Origin of the sequence: Variovorax cryoconiti, assembly GCF_051216395.1 — a bacterium.
In the GTDB taxonomy this organism is placed as follows: Bacteria; Pseudomonadota; Gammaproteobacteria; order Burkholderiales; family Burkholderiaceae_C; genus Variovorax.
Window position 1 is genome coordinate 172991 of the sequence record NZ_JBPJZI010000008.1, and the last position, 14280, is coordinate 187270.

The 14280-nt window shown below is 66.9% G+C and carries 15 protein-coding genes; 11 read left to right on the forward strand and 4 right to left on the reverse strand.

Annotation, left to right across the window (positions count from 1 at the left end):
• Nucleotides 1–65 precede the first annotated feature (65 nt).
• Together ACSFA2_RS19235 and ACSFA2_RS19240 are read left to right on the forward strand one after the other, a co-directional pair.
• On the forward strand, nt 66–1232 hold the full coding sequence (locus ACSFA2_RS19235) for a mandelate racemase/muconate lactonizing enzyme family protein (protein ID WP_435456922.1): 1167 nt from the start codon (nt 66–68) through the stop codon (nt 1230–1232).
• Between the two features lie 30 nt (nt 1233–1262).
• Nucleotides 1263–2240 carry a tripartite tricarboxylate transporter substrate-binding protein gene (locus ACSFA2_RS19240; protein WP_435456923.1) on the forward strand — a complete coding sequence of 326 codons (978 nt, stop codon included), beginning with the start codon at nt 1263–1265 and terminating at the stop codon, nt 2238–2240.
• A gap of 38 nt (nt 2241–2278) precedes the next feature.
• Here the strand turns inward: ACSFA2_RS19240 and ACSFA2_RS19245 are convergent, their stop codons facing one another.
• From ACSFA2_RS19245 to ACSFA2_RS19255, 3 genes are read right to left on the reverse strand one after another with little or no spacing between them, the layout of a single operon-like run.
• Nucleotides 2279–3043 carry an amino acid ABC transporter ATP-binding protein gene (locus ACSFA2_RS19245; RefSeq protein ID WP_435457009.1) on the reverse strand — a complete coding sequence of 255 codons (765 nt, stop codon included), beginning with the start codon at nt 3041–3043 and terminating at the stop codon, nt 2279–2281.
• Between the two features lie 29 nt (nt 3044–3072).
• Entirely contained in the window at nt 3073–3963 is an 891-nt protein-coding gene (locus ACSFA2_RS19250) for a dihydrodipicolinate synthase family protein (RefSeq protein WP_435456924.1), read from the reverse strand.
• Between the two features lie 28 nt (nt 3964–3991).
• On the reverse strand, nt 3992–4933 hold the full coding sequence (locus ACSFA2_RS19255) for a dihydrodipicolinate synthase family protein (RefSeq protein WP_435456925.1): 942 nt from the start codon (nt 4931–4933) through the stop codon (nt 3992–3994).
• 171 nt (nt 4934–5104) lie between these two features.
• On the opposite strand from ACSFA2_RS19255, the gene ACSFA2_RS19260 reads away from it, so the two are divergent.
• Genes ACSFA2_RS19260 through ACSFA2_RS19290 form a run of 7 tightly spaced genes read left to right on the forward strand, consistent with a single transcriptional unit; the run spans nt 5105 to nt 11369 of the window.
• Nucleotides 5105–6115, forward strand: coding sequence for a LacI family DNA-binding transcriptional regulator (locus ACSFA2_RS19260; RefSeq protein ID WP_435456926.1), 1011 nt, complete (start codon nt 5105–5107; stop codon nt 6113–6115).
• 8 nt (nt 6116–6123) lie between these two features.
• On the forward strand, nt 6124–6519 hold the full coding sequence (locus ACSFA2_RS19265; RefSeq protein WP_435456927.1) for a tautomerase family protein: 396 nt from the start codon (nt 6124–6126) through the stop codon (nt 6517–6519).
• Nucleotides 6516–7658, forward strand: coding sequence for an acyl-CoA dehydrogenase family protein (locus ACSFA2_RS19270; protein ID WP_435456928.1), 1143 nt, complete (start codon nt 6516–6518; stop codon nt 7656–7658). The genes ACSFA2_RS19265 and ACSFA2_RS19270 overlap by 4 nt, the downstream gene beginning before the upstream one ends.
• A 13-nt stretch (nt 7659–7671) precedes the next feature.
• The gene (locus ACSFA2_RS19275) at nt 7672–9261 is read left to right on the forward strand and encodes an acyl CoA:acetate/3-ketoacid CoA transferase (RefSeq protein WP_435456929.1); all 1590 of its coding nucleotides are present in this window, start codon (nt 7672–7674) and stop codon (nt 9259–9261) included.
• 5 nt (nt 9262–9266) lie between these two features.
• Nucleotides 9267–9725, forward strand: coding sequence for a MaoC family dehydratase (locus ACSFA2_RS19280; RefSeq protein WP_435456930.1), 459 nt, complete (start codon nt 9267–9269; stop codon nt 9723–9725).
• A gap of 60 nt (nt 9726–9785) precedes the next feature.
• Entirely contained in the window at nt 9786–10625 is an 840-nt protein-coding gene (locus tag ACSFA2_RS19285) for an ABC transporter substrate-binding protein (RefSeq protein WP_435456932.1), read from the forward strand.
• 36 nt (nt 10626–10661) lie between these two features.
• Nucleotides 10662–11369, forward strand: a complete 708-nt coding sequence (locus ACSFA2_RS19290; RefSeq protein WP_435456933.1) for an amino acid ABC transporter permease — start codon at nt 10662–10664, stop codon at nt 11367–11369.
• On the opposite strand, the gene ACSFA2_RS19295 is transcribed toward ACSFA2_RS19290, so the two are convergent.
• Nucleotides 11359–12315, reverse strand: a complete 957-nt coding sequence (locus tag ACSFA2_RS19295) for a LysR family transcriptional regulator (RefSeq protein ID WP_435456934.1) — start codon at nt 12313–12315, stop codon at nt 11359–11361. The two genes, ACSFA2_RS19290 and ACSFA2_RS19295, sit on opposite strands and share 11 nt — an antisense overlap.
• 210 nt (nt 12316–12525) lie before the next feature.
• Here ACSFA2_RS19295 and ACSFA2_RS19300 point away from each other — a divergent pair, with 210 nt between their 5' ends.
• Nucleotides 12526–13371, forward strand: a complete 846-nt coding sequence (locus ACSFA2_RS19300; RefSeq protein WP_435456935.1) for a transporter substrate-binding domain-containing protein — start codon at nt 12526–12528, stop codon at nt 13369–13371.
• Between the two features lie 78 nt (nt 13372–13449).
• Nucleotides 13450–14223 (forward strand): helix-turn-helix transcriptional regulator, encoded by a 774-nt coding sequence (locus ACSFA2_RS19305; protein WP_435456936.1) that lies wholly within the window; start codon nt 13450–13452, stop codon nt 14221–14223.
• The last annotated feature ends 57 nt before the right edge of the window (nt 14224–14280 follow it).

Below are 14280 nucleotides of genomic sequence, written 5' to 3' on the forward strand. Positions count from 1 at the left end.
GCATTGGTCAGCCAGCGCGGAGGGCGCGAGCATAGCGCCACCAAATCAACCCGCAGAAGCCAACCATGAAGATCGTGGAAATCCGGGAGAAGACACTCCCCATCAGCTCACCCATCCGCAACGCGTACATCGACTTCAGCAAGATGACGCTGAGCCTGGTCGCCGTGGTCACCGACGTGATCCGCGACGGCAAGCCGGTCGTCGGCTACGGGTTCAACTCCAACGGCCGCTATGGCCAAGGCAAGCTGATGCGCGAGCGTTTCATCCCTCGCATCCTGGAAGCCGACCCTTCGTCGCTCGTCGACGCCACCGGCGACAACCTCGACCCGCACAAGATCTGGAACGCCATGTTCACCAACGAGAAGCCGGGCGGCCACGGCGAGCGCTCGGTGGCGATCGGCACGATCGACATGGCGGTCTGGGACGCGGTTGCCAAGATCGAAGGCAAGCCGCTGTTCCAGCTTCTCGCGGACCGCTACGGCGACGGCAAGCCCAACCGCAGGATCTTCGTCTACGCAGCCGGCGGCTACTACTACCCGGGCCAGGATCACAGGAAGTTGCAAGACGAGATGCGCAGCTACATCGATCGCGGCTACACCGTGGTGAAGAAGAAGATCGGCGGGGCCTCGCTCGACGAAGACTTGCGCCGCATCGACGCCATCATGGAAGTGCTGCAGGACGGCCAGAAGCTGTGCGTCGACGCCAACGGCCGCTTCGACCTCGAAACGGCGATCGCCTATGCCAAGGCACTGTCGCAGTACGACCTGTTCTGGTACGAGGAGCCGGGCGACCCGCTCGACTTCGAACTGCAGGCGGCCCTGCGCAATTTCTACAAGAACCCGATGGCCACCGGCGAAGACCTGTTCTCGATGCAGGACGCGCGCAACCTGATCCGCTACGGCGGCATGCGCCCCGACCGCGACTGGCTGCAGTTCGACTGTGCGCTCAGCTATGGCCTGGTGGAATACCTGCGCACCCTCGACATGCTCAAGGAACACGGCTGGTCGGCCAGCCGTTGCATCCCGCACGGCGGCCACCAGATGTCGCTCAACATCGCGGCCGGCCTGGGCCTGGGCGGCAACGAGTCGTATCCCGACCTGTTCCAGCCGTTCGGTGGCTTCCCGGACGGCGTGAAGGTCGACAACAGCTTCGTCACGCTGCCCGACCTCCCCGGAATCGGCTTCGAAGGCAAGGCGGACCTGTATCGCGAGATGCAGGCGCTGTCGGCCTGACGAACCCACCAAAAGAACAGGAGACAAGACATGACCAACACATTGCGCTGCGTCGCGAGCCTGGTCCTGGCCAGCGCCGCGTCGGCGGCATTGGCCGAATTCCCGGACAAGCCGATCACGCTGGTGGTGCCCTTCGCTGCAGGCGGGCCGACCGACAAGATCGCCCGCGATCTGGCCGAGGCGCTTCGCAAGCCGCTGGGGCAGACCATCGTCGTCGACAACGCCATCGGTGCAGGCGGCACGATCGGATCGGCCAAGGTGGCGCGCGCCACGCCCGACGGCTACACCCTGCTCGTCCATCACATCGGCATGGCCACAGCCCCGGCGCTCTACCGAAAGCTCAGCTACAAGGTGCCCGATGATTTCGAGACCCTGGGCCTCATCAACGAAGCACCCTCGGTCGTGATTGGGAAACCTTCGCTCACGGCGAACAGCTTCGCAGAGCTGCGCCAGTGGATCGCCGCCAACGGCAGCAAGGTGAACATCGCGAATGCAGGGCTCGGCTCGGCGTCCCACCTGTGCGGCCTGATGTTCCAGAACGCGCTCAAGACGACCATGACGACAGTCCCTTACAAAGGGACGGCGCCCGCGATGACGGACCTCATTGGCGGACAGGTGGACCTGATGTGCGAGCAGGCGGTCAACGCGGTGCCGCAGATCGAAGGCAAGAAGGTCAAGACGTATGGCGTCACGAGCCTGCAGCGCCTGCCGCTGCCTGTGCTCAAGGACACACCCACCTTGTCCGAGGTGGGCCTCAAGGACTTCAACGTCCAGGTGTGGCATGGGCTGTACGCCCCGAAAGGCACCCCCGCGCCGGTGCTAGCCAGGCTGAACAGCGCGTTGCGTGCCGCCTTGAATGATCCTGAGTTGATCAAGCGCGAAGAAGCACTGGGCCTGACCGTCGTGACCGACGACCGCCTCGATCCCGCAAGCCACCGGAAATTCGTCGAAGCAGAGAAGAACCGTTGGGCGAAGGTGATCAAGGACGCCGGCGAATACGCCGACTGAGCCCATGAGGCGCCATCTGCGCCTCCTCCCCCCTACCCTCAGTGCAGCAGCTGGCTCAGGAACAGTTTCGTGCGCTCGTGCTTCGGATGGCTGAAGAACTCGGCCGGTGCGGCCTCTTCGACGATGGAGCCCTGGTCCATGAAGATCACGCGGTTGGCCACCTGGCGCGCGAAGCCCATCTCGTGCGTGACCGACAGCATGGTCGTGCCGTCTTCGGCGAGCGACACCATGGTGTCGAGCACTTCCTTGACCATCTCGGGGTCGAGCGCCGAGGTGGGTTCGTCGAACAGCATGACCTTCGGGCTCATGCACAGCGCGCGGGCAATGGCGACGCGCTGCTGCTGGCCGCCGGAGAGCTGCGACGGGTACTTGTTGGCCTGGTCGGGGATCTTCACTTTCGTGAGGTACGACATCGCGACCTCCTTGGCTTCCTTGGGCGTGTACTTCTTGCTCCAGATCGGCGCCAGCGTGCAGTTCTCGAGGATGGTCAGGTGCGGGAACAGGTTGAAGTGCTGGAACACCATGCCCACGTCGCGGCGCACCGCATCGATGCGGCGCGTGTCGTTGGTGAGCTCGATGCGGTTGACGACGATGTTGCCTTGCTGGTGCTCTTCCAGCCGGTTGATGCAGCGAAGCAGCGTCGACTTGCCCGACCCCGACGGGCCGCAGATCACGATGCGTTCGCCGCGCCGCACCTCGAGATTGATGTCGCGCAGCACCTGGAAGTCGCCAAACCACTTCTGCACGTTCACCATGCGGATGACGAGTTCGGCTGCCTTCGGGTCGGTGTCGGGCGCAAGCATCGGAGCGGGCACAGCGGTCATGGCAATCCTCAGGCGGGTCGGGTGATCTTCAGGCCGAGTTCGTCGACCAGGCGGCGGGCGGCGGCGATGCCTTCGGGGCCCATTGGCAGCCGCGGCGGGCGGGGCCCACCGACGGGCATGCCCATGGCCGCGAGCATCGCCTTGGTGCCGGCCACGTACTGCTGGCCGGCGACGAAATCGATCATCGGGAAATACTTGAACGAGAGATCGCGCGCCTGCGCCAGCTCGCCGGCCATCACCAGGTCGTAGAGCCGCGCCATCTCGGCCGGCGCGCCGTTCGACGGCACCGCCGCCCAGCCCACCGCGCCTTCGACGTATGACTCGAAACCCATGATCCCGCCGAACACGTTCATGCGGCCGTCCGACAGCCGCATGATGTCGCGCACGCGGGTCACCTCAAGCGTCGATTCCTTGATGTAGCGGCAGTTGTCGATCTGCGAGAGCCGCGCCACCAGCTTGGGCTTGAGGTCGACGTTAGTCACCGCCGGGTTGTTGTAGACCATGATCGGGATGCCGATGGCGTCCGAGATCGTCTTGTAGTGCTGGTAGAGCTCGTCCTCGGTCGGCGTGCAATAGAACGGCGGCAGCACCATCACGCCATCGGCGCCCAGCGACTCGGCCATGCGGCTCTTGCGCGCGGCCACGCGGGTGTCTTCGGCGGTGGTGCCGATGAGCACCGGCACGCGGCCGGCGGCGCGGTCGATCACGGTCTTCGCGACCAGCTCGATCTCGTCATCGTTCATCGACAGGAACTCGCCGGTCGAGCCCAGCGGGATCAGCCCGTGAATGCCGGATTCGATCTGCCAGTCGACGTAGCGCTCGAGCGCGGGCACGTCGACGGCGCCTTCGGCGTCGAAGGGCGTGACCATGATGGTGTAGGTGCCGCGGAAATCTTTCATGTCGGTGAGGTCGGGTGGTCGGTGGTGATCAGAGGGCGTTGTCGAGCAAGCCGGCCGCGACCAGCGCGGCGCGGATGCGTGCTTTCTCGTCGTCGCCGACCGGCAGCAGCGGCAGCCGCGGGTCGGGATGCGGCAGGCGGCCGAGCAGGTGCAACGCGGTCTTCATGCGGTTGTGGATGTCGAGGGTCGGCGCGCGATAGAACACGCGGCACAGCGGCACCAGCCGGTCGTTCACGGCCCGTGCGACATCGAGCCTGCCGGCCGCGACGGCCTCGTGCAGCTCGACCAGCAGCGGCGCGACCACGCTGCCGATGCCTGACAGGATGCCGTCGGCACCGTAGGCGAGCGACGCGAAGAGCCAGCCGTTGTTGCTGGACAGCATGCTCACCGGGCGGTCCAGCTGGCGCAGGGCGCGCAGGCTGTCTTCGTACAGTTCGGGCACATCGCTGCCGTCCTTGATCGCGACGATCTGCGGCACGGCGTTGCACAGCTGCACCAGCATGTCCACCGAGAACGCCTGGTTCGACGCGCGCGACAGCTGGAACAGCACGATGGGCAGCGGTGTCGCGCGGGCCACGTCCTGCACGTAGCGCAGGATCATCTCGGGCCGCAGCGCGGCACCGCCGCCGAACATCGCCGGCGGGAAGAGCAAGAGCGCCGAGGCGCCCGCCTCGGCCGCATCGACCGCCAGCGCGCAGGCATCGCGCGGATCCTCGGCGACGACGCCGGCCACCACAGGCACCCGGCCCGCCGCCTGCACGGCCAGCCGGACGACATGCGCCCGCTCGGCGCGGTTCAGCGACGACGTCTCGCCGGCATGGCCGTTGACCACCACGGCGCGGACACCGGGGGTGGATGCGACCTCGCGCACATGGGTCGCGAGCGACGTGTCGTCGATGGCGCCCGCGGGCGTGAAGGGGGTGAGCGTGGCGGGCCAGATGCCGCCGACGCCGGCGATGGGGAAGGTCATGGGGCGCGATGAAAGAAGTGCCAGCCAGTATGCGCGATCTTTGCAATCGTTTGCAATTATCTGTGCCGTCAACTCGGCTATTTCAAGAATACAGTTGACGTTTTCCCTCTTAACAATCTACATTGTCAGAATGCAATCGTTTGCACAACATTCCATCCAAGAGGCTCCCCAGTGACCGTCACGTTGCGCGACGTGGCCCGTGCCGCCGACGTGTCCATCGCCACCGCCTCGCGCGCTCTGGCCGGCTCCAGCCTGATCAACCACGCCACGCAAAAGCACGTGGTGCAGGTGGCTGCTGCCATCGGCTACCGCACCAACACGGTGGCCCGCGCCCTGAAGACGCGCAAGTCGCGCCTCATCGGCCTGACCGTCCACAACCTCGAAAATGCCTCCTTCCGCGTGCTCGCCTCCGTCGTGCAGACGCGCATGCAGGCGCTCGGCTACCAGGTCATCCTCAGCATCAGCAACGACGATGCCGAGCAGGAACGCGAAATCCTCAAAACCCTCGTCGACCACAGCGTCGACGGCCTGATCGCCGTGCCCACCGGCAGCAACAGCGCCGCGCTGCTGGCCATGGAACACGCCGACATCCCGGTCATCTGCGCCGTGCGCCGCGTGGCCGGCGCCTCGCTCGAATCGATCCTGGCGGCCGACATGGAAGGCGCCTACACCGGCACGCAGCACCTGCTGGGGCTGGGGCATCGGCGCATCGGGCTCATCGTGGGGCCGGGGGACACGACGTCGGGCAAGGAACGTCTGGCGGGCTACACCCGGGCCATGCAGGAAGCGGGCCTGCCCGTCGACCCGGCCTACATCCACCGCGGCCGCTACCTGCCGGAAACCGGCGTGGCCGGTGCCAACGCCCTGCTCTCGCTGCCTGCGCCGCCCACGGCCGTCTTCGTGGCGAACCATGAATCGTCCGTCGGCGTGTTGCGCGTGGTGTCAGAACGCGGCCTGTCGATTCCGTCGGACCTGTCGCTGCTGTTCTACGAAGACTCGCCCTGGTTCGAATGGCAGCGTCCCGCGATCAGCGTGGTCGACAGCGGCGCGGCCGACATGGCCAACCTGGCGGTCGACCGCCTCATGTCCCGCCTCGGCGGCGTCGCCAACAGCGGCCGCGAATACCGCATCGGCTCGCAGCTTGTCGAACGCGCGTCCTGCCGAGCCCTGCCCAACGCCTGAAGTCCTTGATGCCCTACGTCGAAATCCTGGCGCCCCGCGCCGCCGAAACCCGCAAGCGCCAGCTGAGCCAGGCCGTCACCGACGGCATCGTCCACGGCTTCGCTGTCGCACCGTCGACCGTGACGATCTACTTCGTGCCCGTGGGTACCGACGACTATGCGCACGCCGGCGAATTCGGCCTGCCGCCGGCCGGCGCCCGCGTGTTCGTCAAGCTGCATGCCTACCGCCGCAGCGCCGACCAGCGACGCGCCGTCGCCGAGGCCATGACGCCGGCGCTGGCCGCCTGCTTCGACACGGCCGCCCACAACGTCGCCATCTACTTCCTCGACCGCGAGCGCGACGAGGTCGCGCACGACGGCCACCTGGCCAGCGACGAAGCCACCGAACCCGCCACTGCACCATGAGCCATTTCCATACCGAGGTCCAGATGTCGGTGCGCGACACCGCACGCCGCTTCGCCGAAAAGGAGGTGCTGCCGCGCGCCGCCGCCATCGACCGCGAAGACGTCTTCGACCGCACGCTCTACCGCGGCATGGCCGAGCTCGGCCTGTTCGGCGTCAGCCTGCCCGAATCGTCGGGCGGCACGGGCCTGGACACGGTCAGCCTCTGCCTGGTGATGGAAGAACTGTCGCGCTGCTCCGCCGCCATCGGCAACGCCTTTGCCATCCCCGTGGAAGCGGCGCTGTTCCTGCACCACCACGGCAATGCATCGCAGAAGGCACTGATCCCCGGCATCCTCGACGGGTCGATCGTGTTCGCCACGGCCATGACGGAGCCCGACTTCGGCTCCGACGCCGCCAGCATCCAGACCACGGCGCGCGCGACCGACGATGGCTGGGTGCTCAATGGCACCAAGGCCTGGGTCACGCTGGGCGGCGTAGCCGACCGCATCATGGTCTTCGCACGCACTGGCAAAGACGCCGGCCACAAGTCGATGAGCTGCTTCCTGGTGGACGCATCGTCGCCGGGCGTGAGCCGCGGCAAGAACGAAGAGCTGCTGGGCATGCACGGCCTGGAGGACTGCCAGATCGTGCTGCAGGACGTGCACGTGCCCAAAGACGCCATGATCGGTGCCGAGAACCAGGCCTTCAAGACGGCCATGGGCAACTTCAACTTCAGCCGCCTCTTGATGTCGTCGATGGCGCTGGGCATGGCGCAGGCGGCGATGGAAGACGCGGTGGCCTACGCCACCACGCGCAAGCAGTTCGGCGCGCCGATCATGAACTTCCAGGCCATCCAGTTCATGGTGGCCGACATGTCGACCGACATCGCCGCCGCGCGCCTGCTCATCCACCACGCATCGCGCGTGTTCGACGCCGGCCTGCCCTACGCCAAGGAGGCGGCGCACGCCAAGCTCTTCACCACCGACATGGCGATGAAGCACGTGTCGAACGCGCTGCAGGTGCACGGCGGCAACGGCTATTCGCGCGATTACCGCATCGAGCGCATCTTCCGCGACGTGCGCCTGGCGCAGATCTACGAAGGCACCAACCAGATCCAGCGAATCATCATCGCCAAGCAGGTCGAGAAGGAACTCGCCTGAGGGCGCACCGACCATGATCCACTGCATCACCCCCGACGAAGCCGCCGCCCTGCTGAAGGACGGCGACATGGTGCTGGCCGGCGGCAACGGCGGCTCGGGCGTGCCCGAAGCGGTGTTCGAGGCCATCGAACGCCGCTGGCTCGCCGGCGACGGCCCGCATGGCCTCACCCTCTTCCACATCACCGGCGTGGGCGCGCTCACCGAGAAGGGCCTGTGCCACTTCGCGCACAAGGGCCTGGTGCAGCGCGTGATCGGCGGCAACTTCGGCATGCAGCTGCCCTTCATGAAGCTGGTGCTCGACCAGGCGCTGGAGGCCTACAACTTCCCGCAGGGCGTGATGACGCACCTGTGCCGTGCCATGGCCGGCCGCCAGCCCGGCGTGCTGACGCACGTGGGCCTGGAAACCTACATGGACCCGCGCCAGGACGGCGGCCGCATGAACGCGCGCACCACCGAGAAGCTGGTGGAGCTGGTCCACATCGGCGGCAAGGACTACTTGTTCTACAAGGCACCCGGGGTGCCCTCGGTCGCGCTGATCCGCGGCACCTCGGCCGATGAAGACGGCTACGTGAGCATGGAGCACGAAGCCACTGCGCGCGAAGACCTCTCGATGGCGCAGGCCGTGCACAACGCCGGCGGCACCGTGATCTGCCAGGTCAAGCGCCTCGTCAAGCGCGGCACGCTGCACCCGCACATGGTGAAGATCCCCGGCTTCCTGATCGACCACTTCGTGGTGCAGCCGGACCAGATGCAGACGTACACCACGCAGTACGACCCGGCGCGCTGCGGCGAGACGATCGTGCCGAGTTCGAGCATCCCGCCCGACCCGATGGACGCCCGCCGCGTGGTGGCGCGCCGCGCCGCCTTCGAGCTGCGCCCGCGCGACGTGGTCAACCTCGGCGTCGGCATCTCGGCCATGATCCCCAACGTCGCGGCCGAGGAAGGCATCGACGAAATGATCACGCTCACCGTCGAATCGGGCGCGGTCGGCGGCGTGCCGGGCCATGCGCGCGAGTTCGGCACCTCGGTCAACCCGCGGGTCATCCTCGACCAGTCGTACCAGTTCGACTTCTACGACGGCGGCGGCCTGTCCTGCGCCTTCCTGTCCTTCGCGCAGGTCGACCGGCACGGCAACGTCAATGTCACCCGCTTCGGCAAGCGCTACGACGGCGCGGGCGGCTTCATCAACATCACGCAGAACACCAGGCGGCTGGTGTTCAACGGTTCGCTCACCGGCGGCGAGTTCGACATCGGCGTCGCCGACGGCGGGCTCGACATCCGGCGCGACGGCAAGTTCAGGAAGTTCGTACCCGAGGTCGACCAGATCAGCTTCTCCGGCCACCTGGCGCGCGAGCGCGGCCAGCGCGTCACCTTCGTCACGGACCGCGCGGTGTTCGAGATGGAGGCCGACGGCATCGTGCTGACCGAGATCGCCCCCGGCGTGCGGCTGCAGGAAGACGTGCTCGACCAGATCGGCTTCTCGATCCGCATCAGCGACACGCTCAAGACCATGGACGCGCGCATCTTCCGGCCCGGGCCGATGGGCATGCGCGACGCCTTCATGGCGCTGGCACCGCGACACATCGAGGTGCCAGACACATGAACGGCATGAGCGACATCTACTTCGACGACGTGGTCGTCGGCGCCACCTTCACGACCGGAACGCACGCCATCACCGCGGCCGACATCGCGCGCTTCTGCGACCTCACGCGCGACCACCATCCGCTGCACACCGATGCCGACTATGCCGGCTCGCGTGGCTTCGGCGGCGTCATCGCGCACGGCCTGTACGGCCTCGCGCTGATGGAAGGCCTCAAGACCGAACTGAAGCTCTACCAGCACAGCTCGATCGCCTCGCTTGGCTGGGACCGGGTGCGGTTCTTGCGACCGGTGATCGCAGGCGACGTGGTGCGCGTGCGCTTCGACTTCGCCGAGAAGCGCCCCTCATCGCGTCCCGGCCGCGGCATCGTGATCGAGACGCTGCAGTTGCTCAACCAGCGCGACGAATGCGTCATCGAGGCACAGCACAGCGCGTTGCTGGCCTGCCGAAGCGACGCGACGTCCTGAGTGTTCCACCGGCTTTCTTTTCTTTCAGTTCCACCCACCTTCGTCTCACGAAAGCACATCATGCAACGCTCCAAACTGGCTCTTGCGCTCTTCCTCGGCGCCGCGTTCTCGGCGTCGGCCCTGGCCCAGACCTGCACGCCCAAGGTCGGTGCCGAACACCTGGTGTCTGCCGGCAAGCTGCAGATGTCGATCAACCCCACGCTGCCGCCGCAGCAGTTCGTCGACGAGAAGGGTGAACTGCAGGGCCTGAACGTCGAACTCGGCAAGGCTATCGCGAAGAAGCTGTGCCTGGAGCCCGTCTTCATCCGCATGGACATGCCGCCGATGATCCCCGCCCTGCAGGCCGGCCGCTTCGACATGATCAACACCGGCATGTTCTGGACGGAAGAGCGTTCCAAGCTGATGTTCATGATTCCGTACGGCCAGCAGGCGATGAGCATCTACACCGTGCCCACGAGCCCGCTGAAGATCACCAAGTTCGACGACCTCGCAGGCCGTGTGGTCGGCATCGAGACCGGCACCTACCAGGAACGCAAGTCGCGCGAGTACAACGCCGACATGGTCGCGCGTGGCCTGAAGGCGATCGACTTCCGCACCTTCATGACGGCCTCCGAAACCACCGCCGCCCTGCGCGCCGGCCAGCTCGAAGCCGGCATCAACATCGACGAGACGGCCGCCAACTTCGTCGAGCGCGGCATCGCCAAGGTCTGGCTGAGCGGCATCAACGGCACCGACATCACCGTGACCTACCGCGACAAGACGACGGCCCTGGCCGCCGCGGCCGCACTCAACGAACTCAAGGCCGAAGGCACCTACGACAAGCTCTTCGACAAGTTCAAGATGACGCGCCTGAAGGACACGACCTTCGCCATCCGCGGCCCCGGCCCGGCGCCGAAGTAAGCGCCGCACCGCCACAGCGCAAAGGAAAACCGGGCCGTGTTCAACGTCGATGCCTTCCTGTCTTACCTGGTCAACCCGTACCTCCTGGGTGGGGTCGGGATCACGATCGGGTTGACGATCTCCACGATCCTGATCGGCCTGGCGCTCGCGCTGCCGCTGGCGCTCGCGAGCATGTCCACCAACAAGCTGCTGCGGGCGCCGGCCAAGTTCTACATCTGGATCTTCCGCGGCACGCCGCTCTTGGTGCAGATCGTGATCATCTACACCGGCCTGCCGCAGCTGGGCGTGCGCTTCGACGTGCTGACGTCTGCCATCCTGGCGCTGAGCCTGAACGAAGCGGCCTACCTGTCGGAGACGATCCGCGCCGGCTTCTCGGCCGTGGCCAAGGGGCAGATCGAGGCCGCCAAGGCGCTGAGCCTGTCGAAGATGGCGACGCTGCGGCTGGTCACGCTGCCGCAGGTCATCCGCATCATCATTCCGCCGCTGGGCAACTCGGTGAATGGTCTGCTCAAGGCCACGTCGCTCGCCTCCGTCATCTCGATGGAAGAGCTGATGCGCCGCAGCCAGGTGCTCATGCAGGCCAAGTTCGAAGTGTTGGAGCTGTACTGCGTGGCCGCCGTCTTCTACCTGGTGCTGACCTCCCTGTGGGACGTGGTGCAACGCCGCCTCGAGAAGCACTACGGCAAGGGTTATGCGCCGACGGAGAAGAAGACCACCGCCGTGCGCACGCCGGTCACGGCTTGACGCCGTCGGCGGCGTCGCCGTCGTCGGGTCGCCCGATCTGCGCCTGCATGTACTGCAGCGCATGCGTCATGAAGGCCTGCGCGAGGCGGGCGCGTGGCTTGTCGCGCAGAAACAGGCCGCATACCGGCACCGCGACGCGCGGCCGGAATCGATGCACATCGAACCCCGGCTCTTTCGCATAGCGCGCCGTGAGCTCGTCCACGAAGCCGATGCCCAGGCCACGCGCGACCACCGGGCTCACGACGTTGGCGAAGCGCGCCTCGATGTCGGGGTGGTAGTGGTCGGACGAGCGCTCGAAGGCCTGCGCGATCATCGCGCCCAGCGGGCTCGCGGGGCCCGGCCCGACGATGCGGCGCCCGCGCAGGTCGAAGGGCGTGAGCACCGGCAGGCCCGCGAGTTCATGCCCCTTGGGCGTGATGCACATCATCTCGGCCTCGACCAGCACCTCGCGCGCAAGGTTGGGCCGCGCCGGTGGCTTCATCGCGATGCCGACGTCTGCGCTGCCGCTTTCTACGCCTTCGAGCAGCGCGTCCATGCGCACCGATTCGATGGTGACCTGCACGTCGGGATGCTCGGCCATGAACAACGCCAGCACCGACGGCACGAGGTACTGCGACAGCTCGGCCGTCGCGTGGATGCGCAGCACGCCGGCGCGGCCGGTGCGCAAATCCCAGGCCTTGCGCTGCACGGCTTCGTGCACCACGAAGAGCGGCTCGGCATCGGCCATGAGGATCTGCGCGTCGGCCGTGGGCACCAGGCGGTTGCTCACGCGGTCGAACAGCGCGATGCCCAGCTTGGTCTCCGCCAGCTTGATCGCGTTGCTCACCGCCGGCTGCGACATGCCCAGCTCTTCGGCCGCGCCGATGGTGGTGCGGCAACGCATCACCGCACGCAGCACCTCGAGCTGGCGCAGGTTGATGAGGGAGCGGAATTGCGGGTCGGACATGGCGGCGTGATTCATGCCCGAAAACACGTCGGGTCGGTCGATGATAGCGGTCGATTCCGGTGCGCCGAACGCACCATCACGACGTATATCGGCGGCCTATAGTCCCGCCCCTCAACTGAATTGAGCACGCTGCGCAGCGATGGCTATTCTTTTCTTTTCGAGCACCCAGCACCGGCCTTGCAGGCTTCATTTCTTCTTCCAGGAATCATCATGAAATTCGCCCTTCTGCGCAGCACGCTCGCCATCGTGGCGCTCGCCGGCCCGCTCTCCGGCATGGTCGCTTCCGCGCAGACCTGCACCCCGACCATCCCGAAGAGCGAGCTGATCACCGAGGGCAAGATCCAGCTGTCGACCAACCCGACGCTGCCGCCGCTGCAGTTCGTCGACGCCAGCGGCGAACTCAAGGGCATGAACCTCGACCTCGCGGCCGAACTGGGCAAGCGCCTGTGCCTGAAGGCCGAGACGATCCGCATGGACTTCCCGGCGATGATCCCCGCGCTGAAGGCGGCGCGCTTCGACGGCATCAACACCGGTATGTTCTTCACCGAAGAGCGCTCGAAGGTGATGTGGGCGATTCCCTATGCCATGGCCGCGATCGACATCGTCGCCGTGCCGGGCAGCAAGCGCACGCTGGCCTCGGCCGAAGCGCTGACCGACCTGAGCATCGGCGTCGAGGCCGATTCGTACCAGGAGCGCTGGCTGAAGGAGCGCGAGAAGGACAACGTCGCCAAGGGCCGCAAGTCGATCAAGATCCTGTCCTTCCCGACCGCGAGCGAAGTCATGGCCGGCCTGCGTGCGGGCCAGTTCGACATGGCCGCCTTCCCCAACTACGCGGGTGGCGCCTTCGTGAAGGCCGGCCAGGCCACGATGCTGCTGCCGGCACAGGGCGGCTCGCCGACGATGATGAGCTTCCGCTCGAAGCCGGTGGCCGACGCCGTGGTCAAGGCCTTCAACGACATGATCAAGGACGGCACCTACGACCGCATCCTCGACCAGTACGGCATGACCAAGCTGCCCGAGAAGGTCATCGCGATCCGCGGCACCGGCCCGGTCTGACGGGTCAGGCGGGCCGCCACGGCCCGCGCCATGGTCCGAAAATCGCTTGGTTCGAAGATCCAAGCCGAAGGAGGCCCCATGGCAACAAGCATTCCCCTTTCGTCCAAGCTGGCGGCGACGGCCGAGCGGGGGTTCGCGCTGCGGCAGGACCGGCAACCCCGCTACCAGTTCGACTGGCACATGCACGACTGCGCCATGCTGCTGTGGCCGCAGGTCGGAACGCTCGACAGTTGCTGGCTCGCCGAAGCGGGTACCGCACCGCGGGCCTGGCGGCTGGCTCGCCACACCGCGCTGCTGCTGCCCGCATCGGCCGCGCACAGCACACGGACCAGCGCACAACGGCAACGCCACGGAGAGCTCTACCTGCGCCCCGAGCTGCTGGGCCGCAGGAGCCGCTATGGCGTCTTCCAGCTCGATGCCGCGGCCGCCTGCATGCTCGACGCGCTCCTTGCGCCGGCGCTGGCGCCGGAGGGCAGCGAACCCCTGGTCCGTGCCCTCATGGCGCAGATGGCCGCGCGCCGGCCCGAGCAGTTCCTGACATCACCGCCCCGAGGTCCCCAAGCGCTGCTCTCGCAACGCATGCTCGATTGCTACGCACTGGCGCTGGCGCTCGAATCGCCGATGCCGACGGTGGAGGCCGTGGCCGACGAGCTCGGTGTCTCCGTCCGACGGCTGCAGCGCGCCTGCGCCTCGGAACTCGGCAGCAGTCCCGTGGCGCTGCGCCGTCGCATGCTGGCGACGAAGGCCCGCGAACTGCTGGACCAGGGCGAAGCGCCCGCGCGTGCCAGCCAGCAGCTCGGCTTCACCCACAGCGGGCATCTGCACCGGCTGCTCAAAGGCGTCCCGTCCTGAGGGTGCTCTGCGGTGGCGGCGGCCCGCTGTCGCAAACGGGTTGACGCCCTGTCGCGT

Coding starts and splice junctions, on each gene's coding strand:
- ACSFA2_RS19235 (WP_435456922.1), top strand. CDS start 66: ATGAAGATCGTGGAAATCCGGGAGAAGACACTCCCCATCAGCTCACCC.
- ACSFA2_RS19240 (WP_435456923.1), top strand. CDS start 1,263: ATGACCAACACATTGCGCTGCGTCGCGAGCCTGGTCCTGGCCAGCGCC.
- ACSFA2_RS19245 (WP_435457009.1), bottom strand. CDS start 3,043: ATGCTTGCGCCCGACACCGACCCGAAGGCAGCCGAACTCGTCATCCGC.
- ACSFA2_RS19250 (WP_435456924.1), bottom strand. CDS start 3,963: ATGAAAGATTTCCGCGGCACCTACACCATCATGGTCACGCCCTTCGAC.
- ACSFA2_RS19255 (WP_435456925.1), bottom strand. CDS start 4,933: ATGACCTTCCCCATCGCCGGCGTCGGCGGCATCTGGCCCGCCACGCTC.
- ACSFA2_RS19265 (WP_435456927.1), top strand. CDS start 6,124: ATGCCCTACGTCGAAATCCTGGCGCCCCGCGCCGCCGAAACCCGCAAG.
- ACSFA2_RS19270 (WP_435456928.1), top strand. CDS start 6,516: ATGAGCCATTTCCATACCGAGGTCCAGATGTCGGTGCGCGACACCGCA.
- ACSFA2_RS19275 (WP_435456929.1), top strand. CDS start 7,672: ATGATCCACTGCATCACCCCCGACGAAGCCGCCGCCCTGCTGAAGGAC.
- ACSFA2_RS19280 (WP_435456930.1), top strand. CDS start 9,267: ATGAGCGACATCTACTTCGACGACGTGGTCGTCGGCGCCACCTTCACG.
- ACSFA2_RS19285 (WP_435456932.1), top strand. CDS start 9,786: ATGCAACGCTCCAAACTGGCTCTTGCGCTCTTCCTCGGCGCCGCGTTC.
- ACSFA2_RS19295 (WP_435456934.1), bottom strand. CDS start 12,315: ATGTCCGACCCGCAATTCCGCTCCCTCATCAACCTGCGCCAGCTCGAG.
- ACSFA2_RS19300 (WP_435456935.1), top strand. CDS start 12,526: ATGAAATTCGCCCTTCTGCGCAGCACGCTCGCCATCGTGGCGCTCGCC.
- ACSFA2_RS19305 (WP_435456936.1), top strand. CDS start 13,450: ATGGCAACAAGCATTCCCCTTTCGTCCAAGCTGGCGGCGACGGCCGAG.